Source organism: Candidatus Sulfurimonas marisnigri, from assembly GCF_015265475.1.
GTDB lineage: Bacteria > Campylobacterota > Campylobacteria > Campylobacterales > Sulfurimonadaceae > Sulfurimonas > Sulfurimonas marisnigri.
On sequence record NZ_CP054493.1, the window covers coordinates 291,591 to 309,271 of the forward strand.

Here is a 17,681-nt window from a genome sequence, read left to right on the forward strand (position 1 = left end):
TTGCTTTATAAAAAGGTATATAATGAAAGAAATATTTATTAAAAATAAAAAATTAATTTTCAGAAGTTTAGGTGTGTTATTTCTCATTGTAGGCTTTATTGTATATTTTTGGACAACTCCAAAAAAAGGATTTACTCAAAATGAGATAGCAGCTGCAAATGTAGCAAGGATGGAAGCACATGCCATGCGCTCAACTGGGAATTCTAAAAAATCTTCAAAATCCAGCAGTGCAAAAATTTTAGAGGAACTGAAAAATACCCAAGCAAAGCAGAGAGAATACTTGACAATTGTAACTATTATTTTTGGAATTGGGTTTTTAGGCTACAGCTTTGTTAATGCTAAGAACGATTCTGAGCAATAAGCACTCCCTCAATCATCTCTCCCATATCACCGTCTAAAATACCTGAGATATTAGAGTAAGCCTCATTGCTTCTTGTATCTTTTACTTGCTGATACGGTTGCATAACGTAAGAACGAATCTGGTGTCCCCAACCTATTTCACTTTTAGATACACCAGCAAGCTCAGCTTTTTGTGCCTCAAGCTCCAGCTCATACAATCTTGACTTTAGCATCTTCATTGCAGTTGCTTTATTTTTGTGCTGACTTCTATCGTTTTGACACTGAACAACTACATTCGTTGCTATATGGGTTATCCTAATAGCAGACTCAGTTTTATTTACATGTTGTCCACCGGCTCCACTAGAACGGTAGGTATCTATACGAATGTCCTTATCCTCTACTACAATATTTATATCATCATCAACCTCTGGAGAAACCATTACAGAAGAAAATGAGGTGTGTCTTTTTGCATTAGAATCAAAAGGAGATATCCTTACTAGTCTATGAATCCCATTTTCAACTTTTAAATATCCATATGCATTTTCACCTTTTATAAGGATGGAAACATCTTTTATTCCCGCTTCTTCGCCTGATTGGTAGTCAAGTACCTCTACTGAAAAACCGCGTCTCTCAGCAAAACGTTTATACATACGAAGCAGCATTTCAGCCCAGTCCTGTGACTCTGTACCTCCGGCTCCAGGATGGATGGATAGTATGGCATTTTTTGAGTCCATCTCTCCGCTGAGAAGAACTTCTATCTCCATATTTAGAATTTGTTGTTTTAGCTCTTGGGCACTATCAAAACATTCATTTATAGACTCTTCATCACTCTCTTCTTTTGCCATTTCATAAAGTTCTTTTGCATCAAGTATTGCATTGTTAGCTACATAGTATTTATCCAGCTTTCTTTGACACTTTGTCTTTTCTTGCTGTACGTTTGCAGCATTACTTGCGTCATCCCAAAACTCTTGATTATTTTCCAACTCTTCTATTTCGTTCAGTCTGGCTTTAAGCTTATCAGGTTCAACAACACCAGTAATGTTATCCATTTTAATTGTTAAGTTTTTTAAAAGTTCTGTATATTCGTAGTTGTCCATTTATAAGTCCCTTAAAAGGAATAAAATCCCTTTTACTCCGCTGACGCCCCTTAGGCGACTAAAGCTTTATGTTTTGTAGTATAATTGTGATTATATTAAATTGAGGCTTAAAATGAAGATTATCTCTAGTCCATTAGAATTAAAAGAGTACTTAAAGGGTGAAAATAATTCTATCGGTTTTCAAGGAAGCAAAAGTATCGGTTTTGTGCCAACTATGGGCGCACTGCATCAAGGGCATATTTCACTTATAAAAAAAGCTAAAGAGCAAAATGAATTAGTCGTTGTCTCTATTTTTTTAAACCCTACGCAGTTTTTAAAAGGTGAAGATTTAGATAAGTATCCTAAAAAAGATGAAGCTGATAAGAAGATATGTAAACTAAGCGGTGTGGACGTTCTTTTCTTTCCACATGTAGAAGATATTTACGGCACTGATGAAGTAACCTTAAGTGCTCCTAATGTTAGAGGATATGTTCTGGAGGGTAATAGCCGCCCATCACATTTCAATGGTGTTTTAACTGTTGTTATGAAGCTTTTAAACATAGTTACACCTACAAGAGCTTACTTTGGTAAAAAAGATGCACAGCAGTTAAATCTAATCTCTTTGATGGTGAAGCAGCTCTTTATGAATACACAGATAGTTCCAGTAGACACAGTTAGAGAGAGCGATGGCTTGGCTCTAAGCAGCAGGAATGTATATCTCAGTTCTAAAGAGAGAGTCGAAGCACTTAAGGTTTCGTCATCTTTACGTGCAGCAAGCTCTATGGTGGGAAAAAATATCTTGGATTCAAAAGAGATTGTCAAAGAGATGAGAAAGAGTCTTGGAGATTTGGAGATTTTTTATGTAGAAGTTTTAAATCTTGATTTTGAACAACTCTTACATGTAGAGATAGGAAATACGATTATTTTAGTTGAAGTGAGAGTTGGCACTACTAGACTACTTGATAATATTTGGCTTTGAGGGTGTTAAGTAGCCCTCTTCAATCATTATCTCAACAGCTTTTTTAAATACAGGTACTGATGTTTGAGCTGCAAATTGGCTTTTTTTAGGCTGAACAACGACTACCCCAATTGTATATTTTTGTTCTTTGTCATTCACAAAACCTATAAAAGCAGTGTTGTATTTCCTGACATATCTCCCTTTCTCAACTATATGGGAGGTTCCAGTTTTTCCGCCAATAACTAAACCTTCTGTTTTAGCTTTTTTTCCAGTCCCTTCATTTACGGTTTTTATGAGAACTTTTTTGACTCTATGGGCAGTTGAACTTTTTATAACTTGAATCTGCTCCTCATCTATACTCTTTGTCTCTCTCTCATAGCTATCTATAAAACTAGTGACTATTTTTGGAGTAATCATTCTTCCGTTGTTGTTAAATGCACTATATGCTCGCAAAAGCTGCATTAGATTTGCTTTCATTCCATATCCGTAAGAGCAGGTAGCTTTGTATATCTCATTATTGAGTTTTATAGCACTTGGGATTGAGCCCGCTTTTTCATAGATAAGATCAGGTGTAGATTTTTTAGAAAAACCAAATGTTTTAAGCCCTTCGTGAAACTCTGCTCCAGATAACTTTTGTGCAAGTTGAGCTATTCCGATGTTAGATGAGTGAACTATAGTATTCTCAGCAGAGAGCCAGTCAAATTTATGCTCATCAGTTATAACTTTATTACCAATTTTAAAACGGCCATTATGCCCATTTACTAAGTCATAAGGGTTGATTAGTCCCTTGTCTAAAAGTAGTGCAAACGTGATTGTTTTAATAACACTTCCTGGCTCAAAACTATACTCAATCATACCACTGTTTAGAGATGGATAGTCACTTTTTTTAATTGCCTTAGGCAAGAATCTGTTTGAGCTGGCTAAGGTGATAACCTCACCGTTAGCTGAATTCATAATGCCCAGCATTATATGTTTTGCGGCGAGTTCAACTTTCATTTTATCAAGCATTCTCTCTACTCTGATTTGAAGAGATATTGGAATGCTTAGTTTTATATCCAAACCATTAATATTTGCTTTTGAGAAGCTTTTTTTATTTAAAATAATATAGCTGTTCACATCTCTTGGACCTTGGCTTTGTTCATCCTGTTTTGCTTGAAGATCATCTTCGAATCGTCTCTCTAAACCTTTTACACCTTTTACATAAGTATAGCCCTCTTCTTCAATCTTATGTGGGTATCCTATGATTGGTGTTAGTAAGTCTCCATAAGAGTACTCTCTACTCTCTCCGCTCTCAATTATGCTTAGCCCATGAAGTGTAGTTCGTCCTGTAGTAGGGCTTTTACGTTCTATAAAGACTTTTAATCGTCTAAGTTCGTAAGCTAATCTCTTTAGGTATTGGGCCTGTTTTTGTTCTATGTTATAGCTTAGAACTACCACTCCTCTTTTCTTGTTAAGCTTCTTTGTTATCTCTTGGGAGTCTATACCGGAATATATACTGAAAAGTTCAATAAACAAATCTTTTTTTAAAGGGTCTATGTAGTAAGTATTTACAATGGCTTTATAAAGTTTTTTTGTACTTGCAATATGAAAGCCGTCCGCACTTATAATAGAGCCTCTTACAGCTTTTGAACTCTCTTTTGTGTATAAAGAGGGAAGATCACGGAATTTTAGAGTGGTTAAAAGCATTACACTTAAAAATATTAAAAAGCCAAGAGCTATTAACACATAAAGAAGAAGTATTTTTTTGCTTTTATTTTGATTTATCATATGTTCTTTTTAAAAAAGATTATAACATTTTATATTGATGAAGTTGTTAATTTTTAGATTTTGAACTTTAGCGGTAGCATTAGAATAAGCGAAGTAAAAGGGATTTTATTCCTTTTACAAACTAGTTATAATTGTGTTCTGCCCAACTCTTTGTAAGCGTTAAGAGCTTTATTTCTTATTTCAAGCATTAATTTCATACTTGTCTCTGCTTTGCCAATCGCAAGTGCGGCCTGATGTAAATCTTTTACTTGACCAGTAGCCATGTCTCCAAGTGCTTTATCGCCTTTGTCTTGAAGTTCATTCACTTCATTTATAGCAGATTTTAAGTGCTCGGCAAAAGCCTCGCCACCACTTGGATTTTCTAGTTTACTTTTTTGTTTTAGTAATTCGGCTGTGGATGTGCCAGTTATTCCATTAATATTACTCATAATACAGCCCCCTCATTTTTAAATTTATTTATTGTAACAAAGATATTGCACTGTTTGCCATATCTTTTGAACTTTGAAACGCAGCAACATTTGCCTGATAAGAGCGAGTCGCTTCTACTAAATCGGCCATTTCGATAACAGGATTAATATTTGGGTATGCAACATAACCATTTGCATCTGCATCTGGATGATTTGGCTCAAATTTCAACTTTGGCTCTCTGTCGTCACGTGAAATCTTGTCAACTATTACACTCATTATAGCAGGATTCACCTTTTTTCCAAAATCGCCTTCATTTAAAGGGTCTGAATATTTTGCACTGTCGGTCATAGAGTTTAGTGCTTTGTTGAACTCTTGGTTAAAGTTGATAGCTTTAAATACTACTTCTTTTCTTCTGTATGGTCCACCCTCGTCAGTTCTTGTAGTCTGAGCATTGGCAATATTTTGAGATATAGTATTTACACGAACTCTTTGAGCAGATAAACCGTAACCGCTTATATCAAAACTATTGAGAAAGTTACTCATCTGCACAACCTAATCTGAAAACACTTATCAAAACTATTTAAAAAATTACTCATAACTCATACCTACCTTAACTTATTTTTGAAGATGAATCAATAACACTATTGAAAATAGCACCATTTTTCTTCTTAGCTTGAACAAGAGCATTAAACATTACAGAGTTTTTACTCATCTCTGTTGTCTCAACATCCAAATCTACACTGTTTCCGTCATTTCTAGCCATATGTCCATCTCTGAAAAAAGTTTTTGGTCTGTATGAGCTTTTTTCATCACGAAACTCTATATGCGCACCATCTGTTTTTGCAAGAGCAAGCTTTGATGAGTTATCTTTATATATTTCAGCTTGTTTTGCACGAAGAGCATCTTCAAAGCTTATATCTCTTGGTCTGTAAAAAGGAGTATCGGCATTGGCAATATTTGAAGATATCATATCTTGACGAGCAGCTCTGTAGTCAAGTGCAGCTGCAACAAGAGTATTTGCTTTAGATGTTTGAATGCTCATTTTATACTCCTTTTTTATATTATATATATACTAAGCAATATTAGTTCCAAAATATATATCTATATATATTAAGCGAAGTTTAATCATAACTGCTACATAATGTTGCTAAGGTTATTAGAGTAACCCAAATTTTTTATCTACTAAGGAGTCTCTTATGAAAAGAGCTGGTTTTACTATGATCGAATTAATCTTCGTTATCGTTATTTTAGGTATTTTGGCAGCTGTGGCTATTCCAAAACTTGCTGCAACTCGTGAAGATGCGACTGCTACTGCAGCTTTAGCAAACTGGAAAGGTGCTTTAAATCAGGTTCAATCAACTGTTACTGCAACAGGAGCTATTCCAAATCTAGACACTATTGTTGACGGAAGTAATACTCTTACTGTTACTGCTACCGTTATTACAGCGGTGTCTGGTACTACTAATTGTGCAACTGCAACAGTTGTTGGTAATAACTTGATAATTGACCAACTTAATGGTGCAGGTAGTTGTATACTGTTTGCTAATGTGCGAGATGGAAATGTTTCATTACTAGGTGCTGCAGTAGCTCGTTAATTTATTTTTTACTCATTCCCAAATTTTTCTTGGGGATGCATGCAAGCGTCCCTTTCTCTTTTAAAAAATCAAACAAACTTTAAACTTAAATAATTAAACATTATGTTAATATAATAAATATATGAAATATGACGTATTTTAAGGAATTTTTATGCAAAAATCAAAAAACGGTTTTACAATGGTGGAACTAGTATTTGTAATTGTAATCTTGGGAATTTTAGCAGCAGTTGCTATACCTAGATTTGCGGCTACCCGTACAGATGCAGAGATAACTAGAGCTCGTGCAGATATAGGCTCCATCCGCTCTGCTATTGTTACTGAGAGACAAGGTAGACTTATCAGGGGGCTTAATGACTATATGCCGAGATTAAGTACGGGAGCTGGTATTCTTTTTACAGGAAGTGATGCAAATAGAACACTTTTAATGTATGGTATAGCTGCAGGAGGTGCCTGGACTCAGGGTGCTGTCAATGCTGGTGTAACTGATGTTTACACGATTACAATCAATGGAGTCACAACTACTTTTACATATACTGTTTCAACTGGAATATTTAATTGCAGCACTACAACGGGAACAACTGCTCAAAAAGAGCTGTGTGCGGATCTTGTAAATTAATAAAGTTTATTCATTCACAAGTATAAACTCCCAAATACAATTTGGGAACTATAAAAGAAATACCCCTAACATTGGATAATAAAAACATTTGCATTATTATAATATTTCACTTTTAAACTCTCCTCTTGAGCCATTTACCTACCAAAGTTTGCTAAATCTACATGTAGGTACAAAAGTCAGTTTAAAAGTAAGAAACAGGTTAGTTGATGGTGTTATTGTCTCTACGTGTAATGAGCCAGAGTTTAAAACAAGTGAAATTTTAGAAGTAAGTGATTTTAAGTATAGTTTAGAGCAGATGCAGCTTGCTAAATTTATAAGCACATACTACTTTTCATCTTTGGGTGAGGCTTTTGGGGTTATGACCCCTTTTTCTATCTCACAAATTTTACTTGAATTAGACGAAGAGACTACTTTAAATATTACTCTTTCACAAAAACAACAAGAGGCACTTACATTTTTAAAACAACATAAAACCTCTCTTCTCTTTGGTGATACCGGCAGCGGAAAAACAGAGATATATATGCAATATTTTTATGACGTTTTAAAAGAGAAAAAACGCTCTATTTTTCTTATGCCTGAAATCTCTTTGACTCCGCAGATGGGGCAAAGATTGGAGGAACACTTTGGTGACTTAGTGGTTATGTGGCACTCAAAACTCACTCCAAAACAAAAAAAGATTGCACTGCAAAAAATTTATGACGGCACTGCATATATCATAGCAGGTCCCCGTTCCGCACTTTTTCTCCCTGTTGAAGAGTTAGGTCTGATTGTTGTAGATGAAGAGCACGATGACAGTTATAAATCATCTTCACGCCCAAGATACAACGCCAGAGATATAGCCATATATATGGGCAAACTTTATGACGTACCTGTTGTTTTAGGGAGTGCAACACCATCTTTAAACTCTTATACAAAGTTTGCACATGTAAGGCTCAAAGGTGGCCACTTCAGCTCACAAAAAGAGTTTGTTTATGAGCGTTCAGCAGAAAAGCTATCCCCTTTGATATTTGACAGTTTAAGTGAGAGTTTAAAAGCAAAAGAGCAGGCTATAGTTTTTCTCCCGACCCGTGCAAATTTTAAGTATCTTATTTGTCAAGATTGCGGACACACTTATGAGTGTGTGTTTTGCAGTGTTGGTATGAGTATTCACCAAAAAAGCAGAGCACTGAAGTGCCACTACTGCAACTATTCACAAGCTATACCTCAAGTGTGCTGTGAGTGTGGTGGCGGTTCACTTACGAGTAGCAGACTTGGAACTGCCGAGGCAGTCAAGGTGATTGGCGAAGAGTTTTCTGAGGCTAGGGTTGAGCAGTTTGACAGAGATGTTATAACCACTTCAAACAAACTGAAAAAAGCACTAAAACGTTTCAATGACAAAGAGAGCGATATACTTGTAGGAACTCAGATGCTAAGTAAGGGGCATGACTATCATGGAGTTACTTTGGCAGTTGTTCTTGGGATGGACAATATGCTAAATATGGGTGACTACAGAGCAAGAGAGAAGGCTTTGTCATCTCTAATACAAGTCTCGGGCAGAAGCGGGAGAAAGCAAAATGCCAAAGTTTTAGTTCAAACTTTTAATGAAGAGTTTTTTAAAACTTACATAGGCAGTTATGAGAATTTTTTAGAAGAGGAAAAAGAGTACAGAAAAGAGCTCTATCCTCCATATAAGAAACTTTGCCGCATCCTTTTTTCTCATAAGAACGGACTAAAAGCTCAAAGCGAAATGAATGAAATGAAAGAGAAACTATCTAAAATACAAAATATTGAGATAGTAGGTTATGGAAAATGTGGAGTAGAGAGAGTAGCTGATAAGTATAGGTTTGAGATACTTCTGCGCTCTGATAAGAGTACAGATATAATAAAAGCAATACAAGCTTGCAGAGTAGGGCTTGCGGAAATAGATATGGATCCTATTGAATTTGGATAGTCTACATGTAGATTTTAAATCAGGTGCTGTTTTGTATCAAAAAACCAGTAAAAGCTCATCATAACACCAGTAGTTTTTTGGTAGCTCTCATCAAACATAAACTCTCGTGATTCTTCAACGGGGACATATATAACTTCAATATCTTCATCGTGCAGACCGCCGCCTTCACTCACTTTCATACTATCATCACACTCAGCATAGTAAAGAGTTTGGTGAGTTCCCGAAATGCCAACACTTGTGTAAAAAGAGCTGATTTTTTCTAAATTCTCAACAGGCACATCATACCCGCACTCTTCTAAAATTTCCTCTTTTGCTATTTGCGCGTTACTTGCTTCTTTGTCGACTATTCCTGCACAGAGTTCATACATCATCCCGTTGTCTTTGTTTTTGTTTAAAACTGTAGCACGTAGCTGTTTTACTAGAACAAATGCGTTTCTTTGTGTGTGGTAAATCAGTACGGCAACACTGTCATGACTTAAAACAGCTTCCCATTTTTTTTCTACCCCAAAATGGGAGTAGTTAATCATGATAGGTTTTATAAATCTTGGATTTTTTAGTTTTTCAGTAGAGTCTATCTTGTGCACATTGTCCCCCATTATAGAAATAGCAAGTTGTATCAGGTCTGGATAATTTTACAAATTTTGTTTCATTTTTAAGGTGCAGTCCTATGCTCTCGTTGTAGTTCTCTTTTAGTTTTAAAAATGCTTTTTTCTCTTTGCCTTTTAGTTTTTTAGTAGTTACTTGAACAACTCTAAGAGGGTTTGTGGCTACATTATTTTTTCTAAGTTCAAAGTGTAAGTGTGGACCGGTTGAGCGCCCTGTATTTCCAACGTACCCTATTGTTTGACCCTTTTTAACATATTTACCTCTTTTTATACCTCTGCGAAATGATTTTAAATGAGCGTATCTTGTTTCATAGCCATCATTATGGCTAATCTTTATAAGGTTCCCATACGCACCAAGCCTACTTGCATATGAAATTCTTCCGCTCCCCGCTGCTACTATAGGAGTTCCTCTCCCTGCTGCATAATCTACACCGAGATGTGCTTTCCATCTTTTTAAAATTGGATGAAATCTTCTTTTAGTGAATCGTGAGGATATTCGTGCACCTCTAACTGGAGAAGCTAGTAAAAAACCCTCTACTTCATTGGCATTTTCATCATAAAACCTATCATCGCTATTTAGATATATGTAGTGTTTTTTCTTTTTCATCTCAATCATTGCAACTTGTAGAACCGGCATAGAGAAAGGTCTTCCTAGACGGTACTTTTGATCATAAATCATAATTAAAGTGTCACCTTTTCTTAGGTCCCTTTTAAAATTTAGTGAGTATTTAAAACTAGATACGAATATTTCTGCCAGCTTTTTGCTCCCAGTTGCTTTTATAATGTCGTAATAAGGGGAGTGGGAAATATTTAAAGTAAATGCCTCTGTTTTTGTAGTGCTTATAATTGGTATAGCTTCAAAACCATATGAGTTTTCATCTTTATATATATGGATTTGCAGCTCATCATTAAGAGGAAGTAATATCTGCTTAATGTTTTGTTTCTCATCTCTTAACATGTGGCAATGGATACCGGCGCGCATCTCTTCTGTGAGAAGTTGGTCGTCTTTGTCCAAGTTATAGTAAAGAGGTTTGATAGGAAGATTGTTTTTCTCTAAAAATACAAGATAACTCTCACCGTTAGCCCAGCGAAAAGTCTCAACTTTGGAGCCAAAAAGAGATGTAATAAGTAAAAAGAATATTAAAAAGTGTCGCATAAAATAACCATAAATATTAAATTTTTTAAAATAATTCAGAAACTCTAACAAAATTTGGCTTAGTATGAGGTTTGTTTGCTATAATCGCATTATATAAAATTGAAAAATTTTAATATTCTACCCCTTAATGGGGTTAGCTTTAGTGCCATAGCGGTTAGCATAGCAGAAGGAATTACTTCCTTTTGCGTTTAAATAAAGAAAAGTGAAGAGAATGAAATATATAGTTTTAGTTTTTATTTTAGCAATAGAGTTGTTTGGAAGTGTTATTAAATCTCCTGTAGTGACGGTGAATAATGATGAAACGGAAGTTACTATCAAAATAGATAAGATAGATGTTGGTATGAGCGGTTTCATAGTTCATAAAATATCTCAAAATCGTACAACTATCTTGAAAAATGCTATTGTTGCAAGTTATGACAAAGATACACAAGTAGCAAAACTTATGCTTAGTGAATATACTGAGTTGACAAACGGCGCGCTTCCTAGTGGAAAATGGCATGTAGAAGTTGGAGATTATGTAGTCTTGGCATTTGGCTACACCAGAGGATTGCTGATAGCTCCAAATGAAGATATATACTATAGGGTAACTAAAAGTACAAAACTTCAATGGGTACATCCTGATATATTTGCAACTATACTCTCGTTTAATGGACACCCAACACCACTTAGAGAAGACTTCACAAAGATGAGTGAAACAACCTCTGTTGGTTTAGTCTTTATATTTTTAGAAGAGTTTGTATACACTGCAGATGCTAGAAGTTTTAAAATTTTAGCGGTGTCAGAGGCTAAACTGCCACAAGGTAGCACTAATCTCCCTTTTTATACAAGAGTTCCAGAGATAGATGCAAATTGGTGGGGAGAGGGTAGTAGTGAACTTGAGAGTTATGAGCCTTACTACTATGAACTTTTAGTTAATGCTAACCCTGAAAATAATAAATTACGAGAGAAGTTTGAAGCTTTTAAGACGAAGGAGTAATGATGATTGATAGTAAACATTTAAAACATTTTAGCAGTATCGTAGGTGAGGAAAATATCTATAGCGACAAGGCTCACCTTATAGCTTACTCTTATGATGCAACACGTGAGCATTTTGAGCCTGATGCGGTGATTTTTCCAAGAAATGAAGAGGACGTAAGCAATATTTTAAAATATTGTAACGAGCATAGAGTTATAATTGTCCCTCGCGGAGCCGGAAGTGGTTTTACCGGCGGAGCACTTCCAAGCAGTGGTGGAATTGTCCTTGCGATGGAAAAACATATGAATAAAATCTTAGAGATTGATATGAAAAATATGGTGGCAATTGTTCAGCCCGGAGTTATAAATATGGACTTGCAACGTGCTGTAGAAGAGGTAGGTTTATTTTACCCTCCAGATCCGGCTTCTCAAGACTACTCAACTATAGGTGGAAATGTTAGTGAAAATGCCGGTGGTATGAGAGCTGCGAAGTATGGAATAACAAAAGATTATGTAATGGCAACTCGCGCAGTTTTACCAAACGGCGATATCATTAAAGCAGGAAAAAGAACTATTAAGGATGTGGCTGGTTATAACATTAGCGGAATTTTGATAGCAAGCGAAGGGACTCTCGCAGTACTTACAGAGATAACACTAAAACTTATTCCTAAGCCAAAGATGACTAAAACGGCTATGGGGATTTTCTCTAGCGTTAGTGATGCTATGGAGGCAGTTTATAAGACTATGGCTAGTGGTATAACACCGGTTGCTATGGAGTTTTTAGATAACTTGACCATCAGAGCAGTTGAACAGACATTTAAAAAAGGTTTGCCGGTTGATGCGGGTGCACTTTTAGTTACAGATGTTGATGGAAATTTAGAAGAAGATTTGAATTTTCAGCTTGCTCAAATTGAGAAGGTTTTTCGTGAAAACGGTTGTATTGAATTTAAAATTGCAAAAGATAAAGCCGAAGCATCAGACATATGGTTTGCACGCCGTAATGCTTCTCAATCACTTAGTATTTACGGAAGTAAAAAACTAAACGAAGATGTAACAGTTCCTCGCTCTGCATTACCAGAACTGCTAGAAAGATTCTATGCAATTGCTGATAAGTACAATATAAATATCCCATGTTTTGGACATACCGGTGATGGTAATGTTCATACAAATGTAATGGTTGATGGAAAAGACCCTGAACAGGTTAAAATAGCTTACAAAGCTATAGAAGAGGTTTTTCAAGCTACAATAGACTTAGGCGGAACACTTTCAGGTGAGCACGGTATCGGTCTTGCAAAAGCACCATATATGAAAATGGCTTTTACTGACGAAGAGATGAATCTGTTTAAGTCTATTAAGATGGCTTTTGATCCAAATAATATTTTAAATCCTGCCAAGATGGGGCTTAACTGATTAGGAGTCAAGCTACATGTTAAAAGAAAAATTATATAAACTTTATAGACATACAAAATTTTTCTTATCTGCTTTTGCAGATAAAGATCTCTCTCTTTATGCTGCAAGCCTCAGTTTTTACACTATCTTTACTATTATCCCTCTGCTTTTGATTATGCTAACACTTCTTACTTCTCTACCGTCATTTACAGAACATTATATGAGTATAAAAACATTTATATTTTCAAACCTTATGCCTGTAAATTCTGACATGATGATGGGGCATATAGATAAGTTTTTAGCAAACTCTGCAAAAATGAGCGTTATTGGTCTTGTTATGGTCTTAGTTACATCACTTCTATTTTTTCAAGATTTTGAACATATTGCAAATAAAATTTTTCACGCACAAAAGAGAACACTCTGGGAGTCTGTAACAACTTACTGGACACTCCTTACTTTAACTCCGATTGCACTTGGAGTCTCTTTTTATATAACGGCTATGCTGGCTACGGTTATAAAGTCAAATGAAATGACCTCTGTTATAAATATACTTCCTGTTATCCCGTATCTGATTATTTGGGCACTCTTTTTTCTCATATTTCAAATCTCTGCAAATACAAAGATAAATCCAAAAGCATCACTGATTAGTTCATTCGTAATATCTATAGTATTTAGTATCTCCAAGAATGCTTTTATTGAGTATGCTTTTTACAATAAGGCATATGCGACTATGTATGGCTCTTTTTCTATATTGATGTTTTTGTTTTTATGGATTTATGTGTCATGGGTTATTTTTATATATGGATTGAAGCTATGCTACATGATAAACCGCATATATAAAAACAAAGAAACTAAAAACGAGCATTAGCCATACAAAACTTTTCTTATAAATGCTAAGAAGCGAAATCACTACATGTAGAGCTAGAAGTTTATAGCTTAGCTCTACATGTAGCCCCTCTTGACCTAGAAATATTAAACTCTCTAGTAAGCCATCAAATGCATCCGCATATCCAACTACATGTAGCAATATACTTAGCGGGTAAAATAGAGTAAAGAGTGTTGTCCAGACAATAGAAAGCGGATGATAAATGCTAAAGTTTCCAAAAATAGTTAGTGAAAAGGGAAGCATTAAAATGTATACCCAAAATGGAATTATAATAAATTGCCATATTTTATTTAAATCTTTAAAGTGTATAAGAAATAAAAATATGTAAAAAACTCCACTAACTGATAGCCAAAAACCAAGAGCAAAAAATAGTTTAGGAAAAAATGACAAGAGAAGCAAAACTGTTAAAAGCAGAGTCTGCATTGAGACTATTTTAATCCCTCTATCATAAAGTATAAATCCAATAATAAGCATAGCAAAAGCACGAAGTAGTGAAGGAGGGGAGTCTAAGAAGAGTAGATAAGTAAGTAGTGCTAAAGATACAATAATAAAGATATCAAACTTTGAGTTTCTATATGGAAAATATCTATTTTGAAAATAGCTATAAATTGGTTTTAGCAAAAAGAAGAGCAGGGCGCTAAGTACACCTAAATGAAAACCGCTTATTGCCAATAGATGTGAGACTCCAAGAGTAGAAAATATACTTTGTAGCTCTTTATTTAATGGAGTTGCCGTGTATAGAGCTTGGTAGATATTAGCAATATTCTTATCTACATGTGAGCTATTGGAATTCTCACTTGTATGAATAGATGAAATATAAGTGTTCAGTTCCTGTTTTAGAGTAGGTGTTCTGTCAATATATTTCACTTTAGAGTAGGCATAAAAGCTTGTTAGATACTCATAAAAATTTATTTTACCTGCGAAGATTTCAAGTTTTAACTTTTTACCTTCTACATGCTCAAACGACTTTTTAGCACTACTGTAAAAAATAAAACCTTCTTCACTCTTGAGTTTTAGAACTTGAAAAGTTTTACCGTTTTTTATTTTTTCATATTGTTTAATAACTGCTGCAGATACTATCTGCGAATCGAAGCGTGTTAGTTGTTTATAGTTTTGGTACTCTATAAGAAGTGAGTAGAAGAGGACAAGTGTACATGTAAGTAAAAATAGGAGAAACTCTCTTTTTGTGTTAAAAAGTGAGACTCTCTCTATCATTTAAGGAGCTTGCATTTAAGGTTTTTTCACTTAAAGCGGTGGCATTGAAACCATATCATTAGCAACATTAATATTTGCGGAGCGAGTATCTACGTTTTCATAAACTGTCTCAACTCCTTTTGCAAAAGGTTGCGCATCAACAAAGCGGGTGAGTTTTTTCTGAAAAACAAGTTTGACGTGTCCAGTAGGACCATTTCTCTGCTTTCCAATAATAATCTCAGCATCCTCTTCCTCTTTTTCCACATACTCTGAGATAAACTCTTTACCATCAGCTTTTGCAGCTTTTTCGCGCTCTTTTTCTTCTTTATAGAGGTAAACATCATCGCGGTAAACAAATAAAATAATATCTGCATCCTGCTCAATAGAACCAGACTCACGAATATCGCTTAGCATCGGTCGTTTATCGTTTCTTGACTCTAGTCCACGGTTAAGCTGTGAAAGTGCTACAATGGGCATATTTAGCTCACGAGCAAGCATCTTTAACCCACGAGACATCTCTGATACTTGAAGGTGTCTGTCTTGGTTCCCAACGCCACTCATAATTTGCAGATAGTCAATTACTGCAATCTCTATTTCGGGGTGCTTGTTTTTTAGTTTTCTAAGTTTTGAGCGAAGCTGATTTATGTTGATACTGCCGTGGTCATCAACATACAGTTTGGCATCGTTCATCTTGTCTATTGCACCGTTTAGAGAACCCCACTGGTCATCATTCATATCACCTACACGTAATTTTTGCAGAGGAATTGAAGTTTGTATAGAGAGAAGTCTAAGCATAAGTTGCTCAGCCGGCATCTCGAGAGAGAAAAAAGCTACACCTTTACCCTGCATAATAAGACTGTTTACTGTGTTTAAGATAAAAGAGGTTTTCCCCATCGCAGGACGTGCCGCTATGATTACTAAGTCTCCTTTGCCAAAACCGGTAGTCATTTTATTTAGTTCATGATAGCCTGTGTCAACACCAACTAAAATATTATTCCCGCGGGCTTTCATCTCTTTGATATATTCCATTGTGTCAAAGGTCATCTTTGGAGAGTCTTTAAAGTCGCTTGTTTGGTTGTCTTGCGTTATATCATAAAGCTTTTTCTCGACAATATCAATAACTTCCGCACTTGGTAGCTCCTCTTCAACTGTAACTCTTTTAATCTCAGTAGTTAGAGTTAGAAGGTGTCGCTTTAGAGATTTGTCTTTTATCTCTTCAACATACGCTTTTGTGTTTGAGATAGGGTTTGCTGATAAAATTTCAAGCATAACCTGCTCATCAAATTTTTTGATTTTTATAAGCTCTTTTTTTATAAACTCTTCATCAATAGGGTGGTCTTTTTGAAGAAGTTGAGTCATAACTTTAAATATATCTTGATGAGCAGGAAGGTAAAAATCATCTTCTCTAAGCGCAACGCTTAGTTCATCAAACTGCTGAGGTTCAAAAACAATTGAACTAAGTATTGAACGTTCAAAAGCTAGGTTGTATAAATTATCTTGCATCTATTACCTTTTCTCAGATAGTCTGAACAAGTCCAGACTATCTTCAGTCACTGAAGCTACACCTGTCGGTGAGAAATTAATCATTCTGATTCCTCGCTGCATTTTCAACTTCTTCTACAAATCTGTCAACAAGTTCAGACTCATCTAGATTAGCCACAACTTCACCTTTTACCATAATGAGACCTTTTCCTTTACCATAAGCGATTGCTACATCAGCATGAGCCGCTTCACCAATGGCATTTACAACACATCCCATAACTGAAACATTCATAGGAGCTTTTATGTGGGCAGTTCTTTTTTCTATTTCGCTAACTGCAGTAACTAGGTCAGCTTCAATTCTTCCACATGTAGGACAAGAGATAATATTTAGCCCATCTTTTACTGCACCGCTATCTTTTAAAATAGCTCGTGCAACATTTATCTCCTCTTCCAGTTCACCTGTTATAGAGACTCTCATAGTGTCACCGATTCCATCAAGAAGTAGTGCGCCAAGACCTATTGAGCTTTTAACAGTTGCATGAAAAAGAGTTCCTGCTTCTGTAACACCTATGTGAAAAGGGTAGTTGTTTTTAGGGCGTAACATTCTATATGCATCCACAGTTCTCTGAACATCGCTAGCTTTTAATGACACTTTGATGTCACTGAAGCCTAAATCCTCAAGATATTTTATGTTGTATTCTGCAGATGCAACCATCCCCTCTGCGGTTTGACCGTATTTGTCTAAAAACTCTTTTTCTAAGCTTCCAGAATTAACGCCTATTCTTATTGGAATATTTCTCGCTTGGCAAGCCTTGACAACCTCTTTTACTCGCTCACGTGAGCCAATGTTTCCAGGGTTGATTCGTATACAGTCAACCACTTCGGCAGCAATTAACGCTAGTTTATAGTTGAAGTGTATATCTGCAACAAGAGGCAGAGATATCTGCTCTTTTATGCTTTTAAGTGCAAGAGCATCTTCCATATCTGGAACAGCTACTCTAACTATATCACAACCTGCAAAGTGGAGCCTTTTTATCTGCTCAACAGTTGTTGCAACATCAGAAGTTTTTGAATATGTCATAGATTGTGTGCTTATAGGAGCATCACCACCAACAGCTACATTACCTACAAAAATTTGTTTAGTTTGGACTCTTTTTATCATAAAGAGATTTTATCTTTTTTGGTATAAAAGGGTGCTTTAGTAATTGAAGATGCAAAATTAGATATGAAATTAGGAAGAATAGATTTTATCTTGTATCAAATATGATAAAATTTCGGAATGAATAAAATAAAAAAGATACTATTGATAATTTTAGGGTTAAGCCT

At 35.5% G+C, this 17,681-nt stretch carries 18 protein-coding genes; 8 read left to right on the forward strand and 10 right to left on the reverse strand.

From position 1 onward, the window contains the following. The first annotated feature begins 22 nt into the window (after positions 1–22). On the forward strand, positions 23–361 hold the full coding sequence (locus tag HUE87_RS01560) for a hypothetical protein (RefSeq protein ID WP_194367001.1): 339 nt from the start codon (positions 23–25) through the stop codon (positions 359–361). Here the strand turns inward: HUE87_RS01560 and prfB are convergent. Continuing rightward, positions 339–1,436 (reverse strand): peptide chain release factor 2, encoded by a 1,098-nt coding sequence (prfB, locus tag HUE87_RS01565; RefSeq protein WP_194367002.1) that lies wholly within the window; start codon positions 1,434–1,436, stop codon positions 339–341. The two genes, HUE87_RS01560 and prfB, sit on opposite strands and share 23 nt — an antisense overlap. 112 nt (positions 1,437–1,548) lie before the next feature. Here prfB and panC point away from each other — a divergent pair, with 112 nt between their 5' ends. Beyond that, entirely contained in the window at positions 1,549–2,394 is an 846-nt protein-coding gene (panC, locus tag HUE87_RS01570) for a pantoate--beta-alanine ligase (protein ID WP_194367003.1), read from the forward strand. Here panC and HUE87_RS01575 read toward each other — a convergent pair. The 4 genes from HUE87_RS01575 to flgB all read right to left on the reverse strand — a co-directional run bounded on the left by HUE87_RS01575 (position 2,371) and on the right by flgB (position 5,590). Then, complete coding sequence (locus HUE87_RS01575; protein WP_194367004.1) at positions 2,371–4,140, reverse strand: peptidoglycan D,D-transpeptidase FtsI family protein; 1,770 nt, start codon at positions 4,138–4,140, stop codon at positions 2,371–2,373. The two genes, panC and HUE87_RS01575, sit on opposite strands and share 24 nt — an antisense overlap. A 125-nt stretch (positions 4,141–4,265) precedes the next feature. After that, the gene (gene fliE / locus HUE87_RS01580; RefSeq protein WP_194367005.1) at positions 4,266–4,568 is read right to left on the reverse strand and encodes a flagellar hook-basal body complex protein FliE; all 303 of its coding nucleotides are present in this window, start codon (positions 4,566–4,568) and stop codon (positions 4,266–4,268) included. 28 nt (positions 4,569–4,596) lie between these two features. Beyond that, a complete protein-coding gene (flgC, locus tag HUE87_RS01585) occupies positions 4,597–5,091 on the reverse strand; it encodes a flagellar basal body rod protein FlgC (RefSeq protein WP_194367006.1) in 495 nt (164 codons plus the stop codon). Between the two features lie 67 nt (positions 5,092–5,158). Beyond that, entirely contained in the window at positions 5,159–5,590 is a 432-nt protein-coding gene (gene flgB, locus HUE87_RS01590) for a flagellar basal body rod protein FlgB (RefSeq protein WP_194367007.1), read from the reverse strand. A 154-nt stretch (positions 5,591–5,744) separates the two neighbouring features. On the opposite strand from flgB, the gene HUE87_RS12590 reads away from it, so the two are divergent. The 3 genes from HUE87_RS12590 (at position 5,745) to HUE87_RS01605 (ending at position 8,689) form a co-directional block, all read left to right on the forward strand. Further along, positions 5,745–6,143, forward strand: coding sequence for a type II secretion system protein (locus tag HUE87_RS12590; RefSeq protein ID WP_229855181.1), 399 nt, complete (start codon positions 5,745–5,747; stop codon positions 6,141–6,143). A gap of 151 nt (positions 6,144–6,294) precedes the next feature. Further along, positions 6,295–6,759: a type II secretion system protein gene (locus HUE87_RS12775; protein WP_194367008.1), complete on the forward strand. Its 465-nt coding sequence runs from the start codon at positions 6,295–6,297 to the stop codon at positions 6,757–6,759. Positions 6,760–6,847: 88 nt separating this feature from the next. Continuing rightward, positions 6,848–8,689 (forward strand): primosomal protein N', encoded by a 1,842-nt coding sequence (locus tag HUE87_RS01605; protein WP_194367009.1) that lies wholly within the window; start codon positions 6,848–6,850, stop codon positions 8,687–8,689. A gap of 14 nt (positions 8,690–8,703) precedes the next feature. Here HUE87_RS01605 and HUE87_RS01610 read toward each other — a convergent pair whose 3' ends face one another. Then, on the reverse strand, positions 8,704–9,273 hold the full coding sequence (locus HUE87_RS01610; RefSeq protein ID WP_194367010.1) for an NUDIX domain-containing protein: 570 nt from the start codon (positions 9,271–9,273) through the stop codon (positions 8,704–8,706). Continuing rightward, positions 9,251–10,450, reverse strand: a complete 1,200-nt coding sequence (locus HUE87_RS01615) for a peptidoglycan DD-metalloendopeptidase family protein (RefSeq protein ID WP_194367011.1) — start codon at positions 10,448–10,450, stop codon at positions 9,251–9,253. Before HUE87_RS01615 ends, HUE87_RS01610 begins: the two co-directional genes overlap by 23 nt. Before the next feature lie 211 nt (positions 10,451–10,661). Here HUE87_RS01615 and HUE87_RS01620 point away from each other — a divergent pair, with 211 nt between their 5' ends. The 3 genes from HUE87_RS01620 to HUE87_RS01630 are packed head-to-tail and all read left to right on the forward strand — an operon-like array spanning position 10,662 to position 13,661. Next, complete coding sequence (locus HUE87_RS01620; protein ID WP_194367012.1) at positions 10,662–11,426, forward strand: plasminogen-binding N-terminal domain-containing protein; 765 nt, start codon at positions 10,662–10,664, stop codon at positions 11,424–11,426. 2 nt (positions 11,427–11,428) lie between these two features. Continuing rightward, on the forward strand, positions 11,429–12,814 hold the full coding sequence (locus tag HUE87_RS01625; RefSeq protein ID WP_194367013.1) for an FAD-linked oxidase C-terminal domain-containing protein: 1,386 nt from the start codon (positions 11,429–11,431) through the stop codon (positions 12,812–12,814). Positions 12,815–12,830: 16 nt separating this feature from the next. Further along, positions 12,831–13,661 (forward strand): YihY family inner membrane protein, encoded by an 831-nt coding sequence (locus HUE87_RS01630; RefSeq protein WP_194367014.1) that lies wholly within the window; start codon positions 12,831–12,833, stop codon positions 13,659–13,661. Here HUE87_RS01630 and HUE87_RS01635 read toward each other — a convergent pair. From HUE87_RS01635 to ispG, 3 genes are all read right to left on the reverse strand, one after another. Further along, positions 13,605–14,894: a ComEC/Rec2 family competence protein gene (locus tag HUE87_RS01635; protein WP_194367015.1), complete on the reverse strand. Its 1,290-nt coding sequence runs from the start codon at positions 14,892–14,894 to the stop codon at positions 13,605–13,607. The two genes, HUE87_RS01630 and HUE87_RS01635, sit on opposite strands and share 57 nt — an antisense overlap. A 30-nt stretch (positions 14,895–14,924) precedes the next feature. Beyond that, entirely contained in the window at positions 14,925–16,376 is a 1,452-nt protein-coding gene (locus HUE87_RS01640; protein WP_194367016.1) for a replicative DNA helicase, read from the reverse strand. 76 nt (positions 16,377–16,452) lie between these two features. Further along, positions 16,453–17,517, reverse strand: coding sequence for a flavodoxin-dependent (E)-4-hydroxy-3-methylbut-2-enyl-diphosphate synthase (gene ispG / locus HUE87_RS01645; RefSeq protein WP_194367017.1), 1,065 nt, complete (start codon positions 17,515–17,517; stop codon positions 16,453–16,455). Between the last annotated feature and the right edge of the window lie 164 nt (positions 17,518–17,681).

Excerpts from the sequence above, each read along its gene's own strand:
- HUE87_RS01560 (WP_194367001.1), top strand. The coding sequence starts at position 23 with ATGAAAGAAATATTTATTAAAAATAAAAAATTAATTTTCAGAAGTTTA.
- prfB (WP_194367002.1), bottom strand. The coding sequence starts at position 1,436 with ATGGACAACTACGAATATACAGAACTTTTAAAAAACTTAACAATTAAA.
- panC (WP_194367003.1), top strand. The coding sequence starts at position 1,549 with ATGAAGATTATCTCTAGTCCATTAGAATTAAAAGAGTACTTAAAGGGT.
- HUE87_RS01575 (WP_194367004.1), bottom strand. The coding sequence starts at position 4,140 with ATGATAAATCAAAATAAAAGCAAAAAAATACTTCTTCTTTATGTGTTA.
- fliE (WP_194367005.1), bottom strand. The coding sequence starts at position 4,568 with ATGAGTAATATTAATGGAATAACTGGCACATCCACAGCCGAATTACTA.
- flgC (WP_194367006.1), bottom strand. The coding sequence starts at position 5,091 with ATGAGTAACTTTCTCAATAGTTTTGATATAAGCGGTTACGGTTTATCT.
- flgB (WP_194367007.1), bottom strand. The coding sequence starts at position 5,590 with ATGAGCATTCAAACATCTAAAGCAAATACTCTTGTTGCAGCTGCACTT.
- HUE87_RS12590 (WP_229855181.1), top strand. The coding sequence starts at position 5,745 with ATGAAAAGAGCTGGTTTTACTATGATCGAATTAATCTTCGTTATCGTT.
- HUE87_RS12775 (WP_194367008.1), top strand. The coding sequence starts at position 6,295 with ATGCAAAAATCAAAAAACGGTTTTACAATGGTGGAACTAGTATTTGTA.
- HUE87_RS01615 (WP_194367011.1), bottom strand. The coding sequence starts at position 10,450 with ATGCGACACTTTTTAATATTCTTTTTACTTATTACATCTCTTTTTGGC.
- HUE87_RS01620 (WP_194367012.1), top strand. The coding sequence starts at position 10,662 with ATGAAATATATAGTTTTAGTTTTTATTTTAGCAATAGAGTTGTTTGGA.
- HUE87_RS01625 (WP_194367013.1), top strand. The coding sequence starts at position 11,429 with ATGATTGATAGTAAACATTTAAAACATTTTAGCAGTATCGTAGGTGAG.
- HUE87_RS01630 (WP_194367014.1), top strand. The coding sequence starts at position 12,831 with ATGTTAAAAGAAAAATTATATAAACTTTATAGACATACAAAATTTTTC.
- HUE87_RS01635 (WP_194367015.1), bottom strand. The coding sequence starts at position 14,894 with ATGATAGAGAGAGTCTCACTTTTTAACACAAAAAGAGAGTTTCTCCTA.
- HUE87_RS01640 (WP_194367016.1), bottom strand. The coding sequence starts at position 16,376 with ATGCAAGATAATTTATACAACCTAGCTTTTGAACGTTCAATACTTAGT.
- ispG (WP_194367017.1), bottom strand. The coding sequence starts at position 17,517 with ATGATAAAAAGAGTCCAAACTAAACAAATTTTTGTAGGTAATGTAGCT.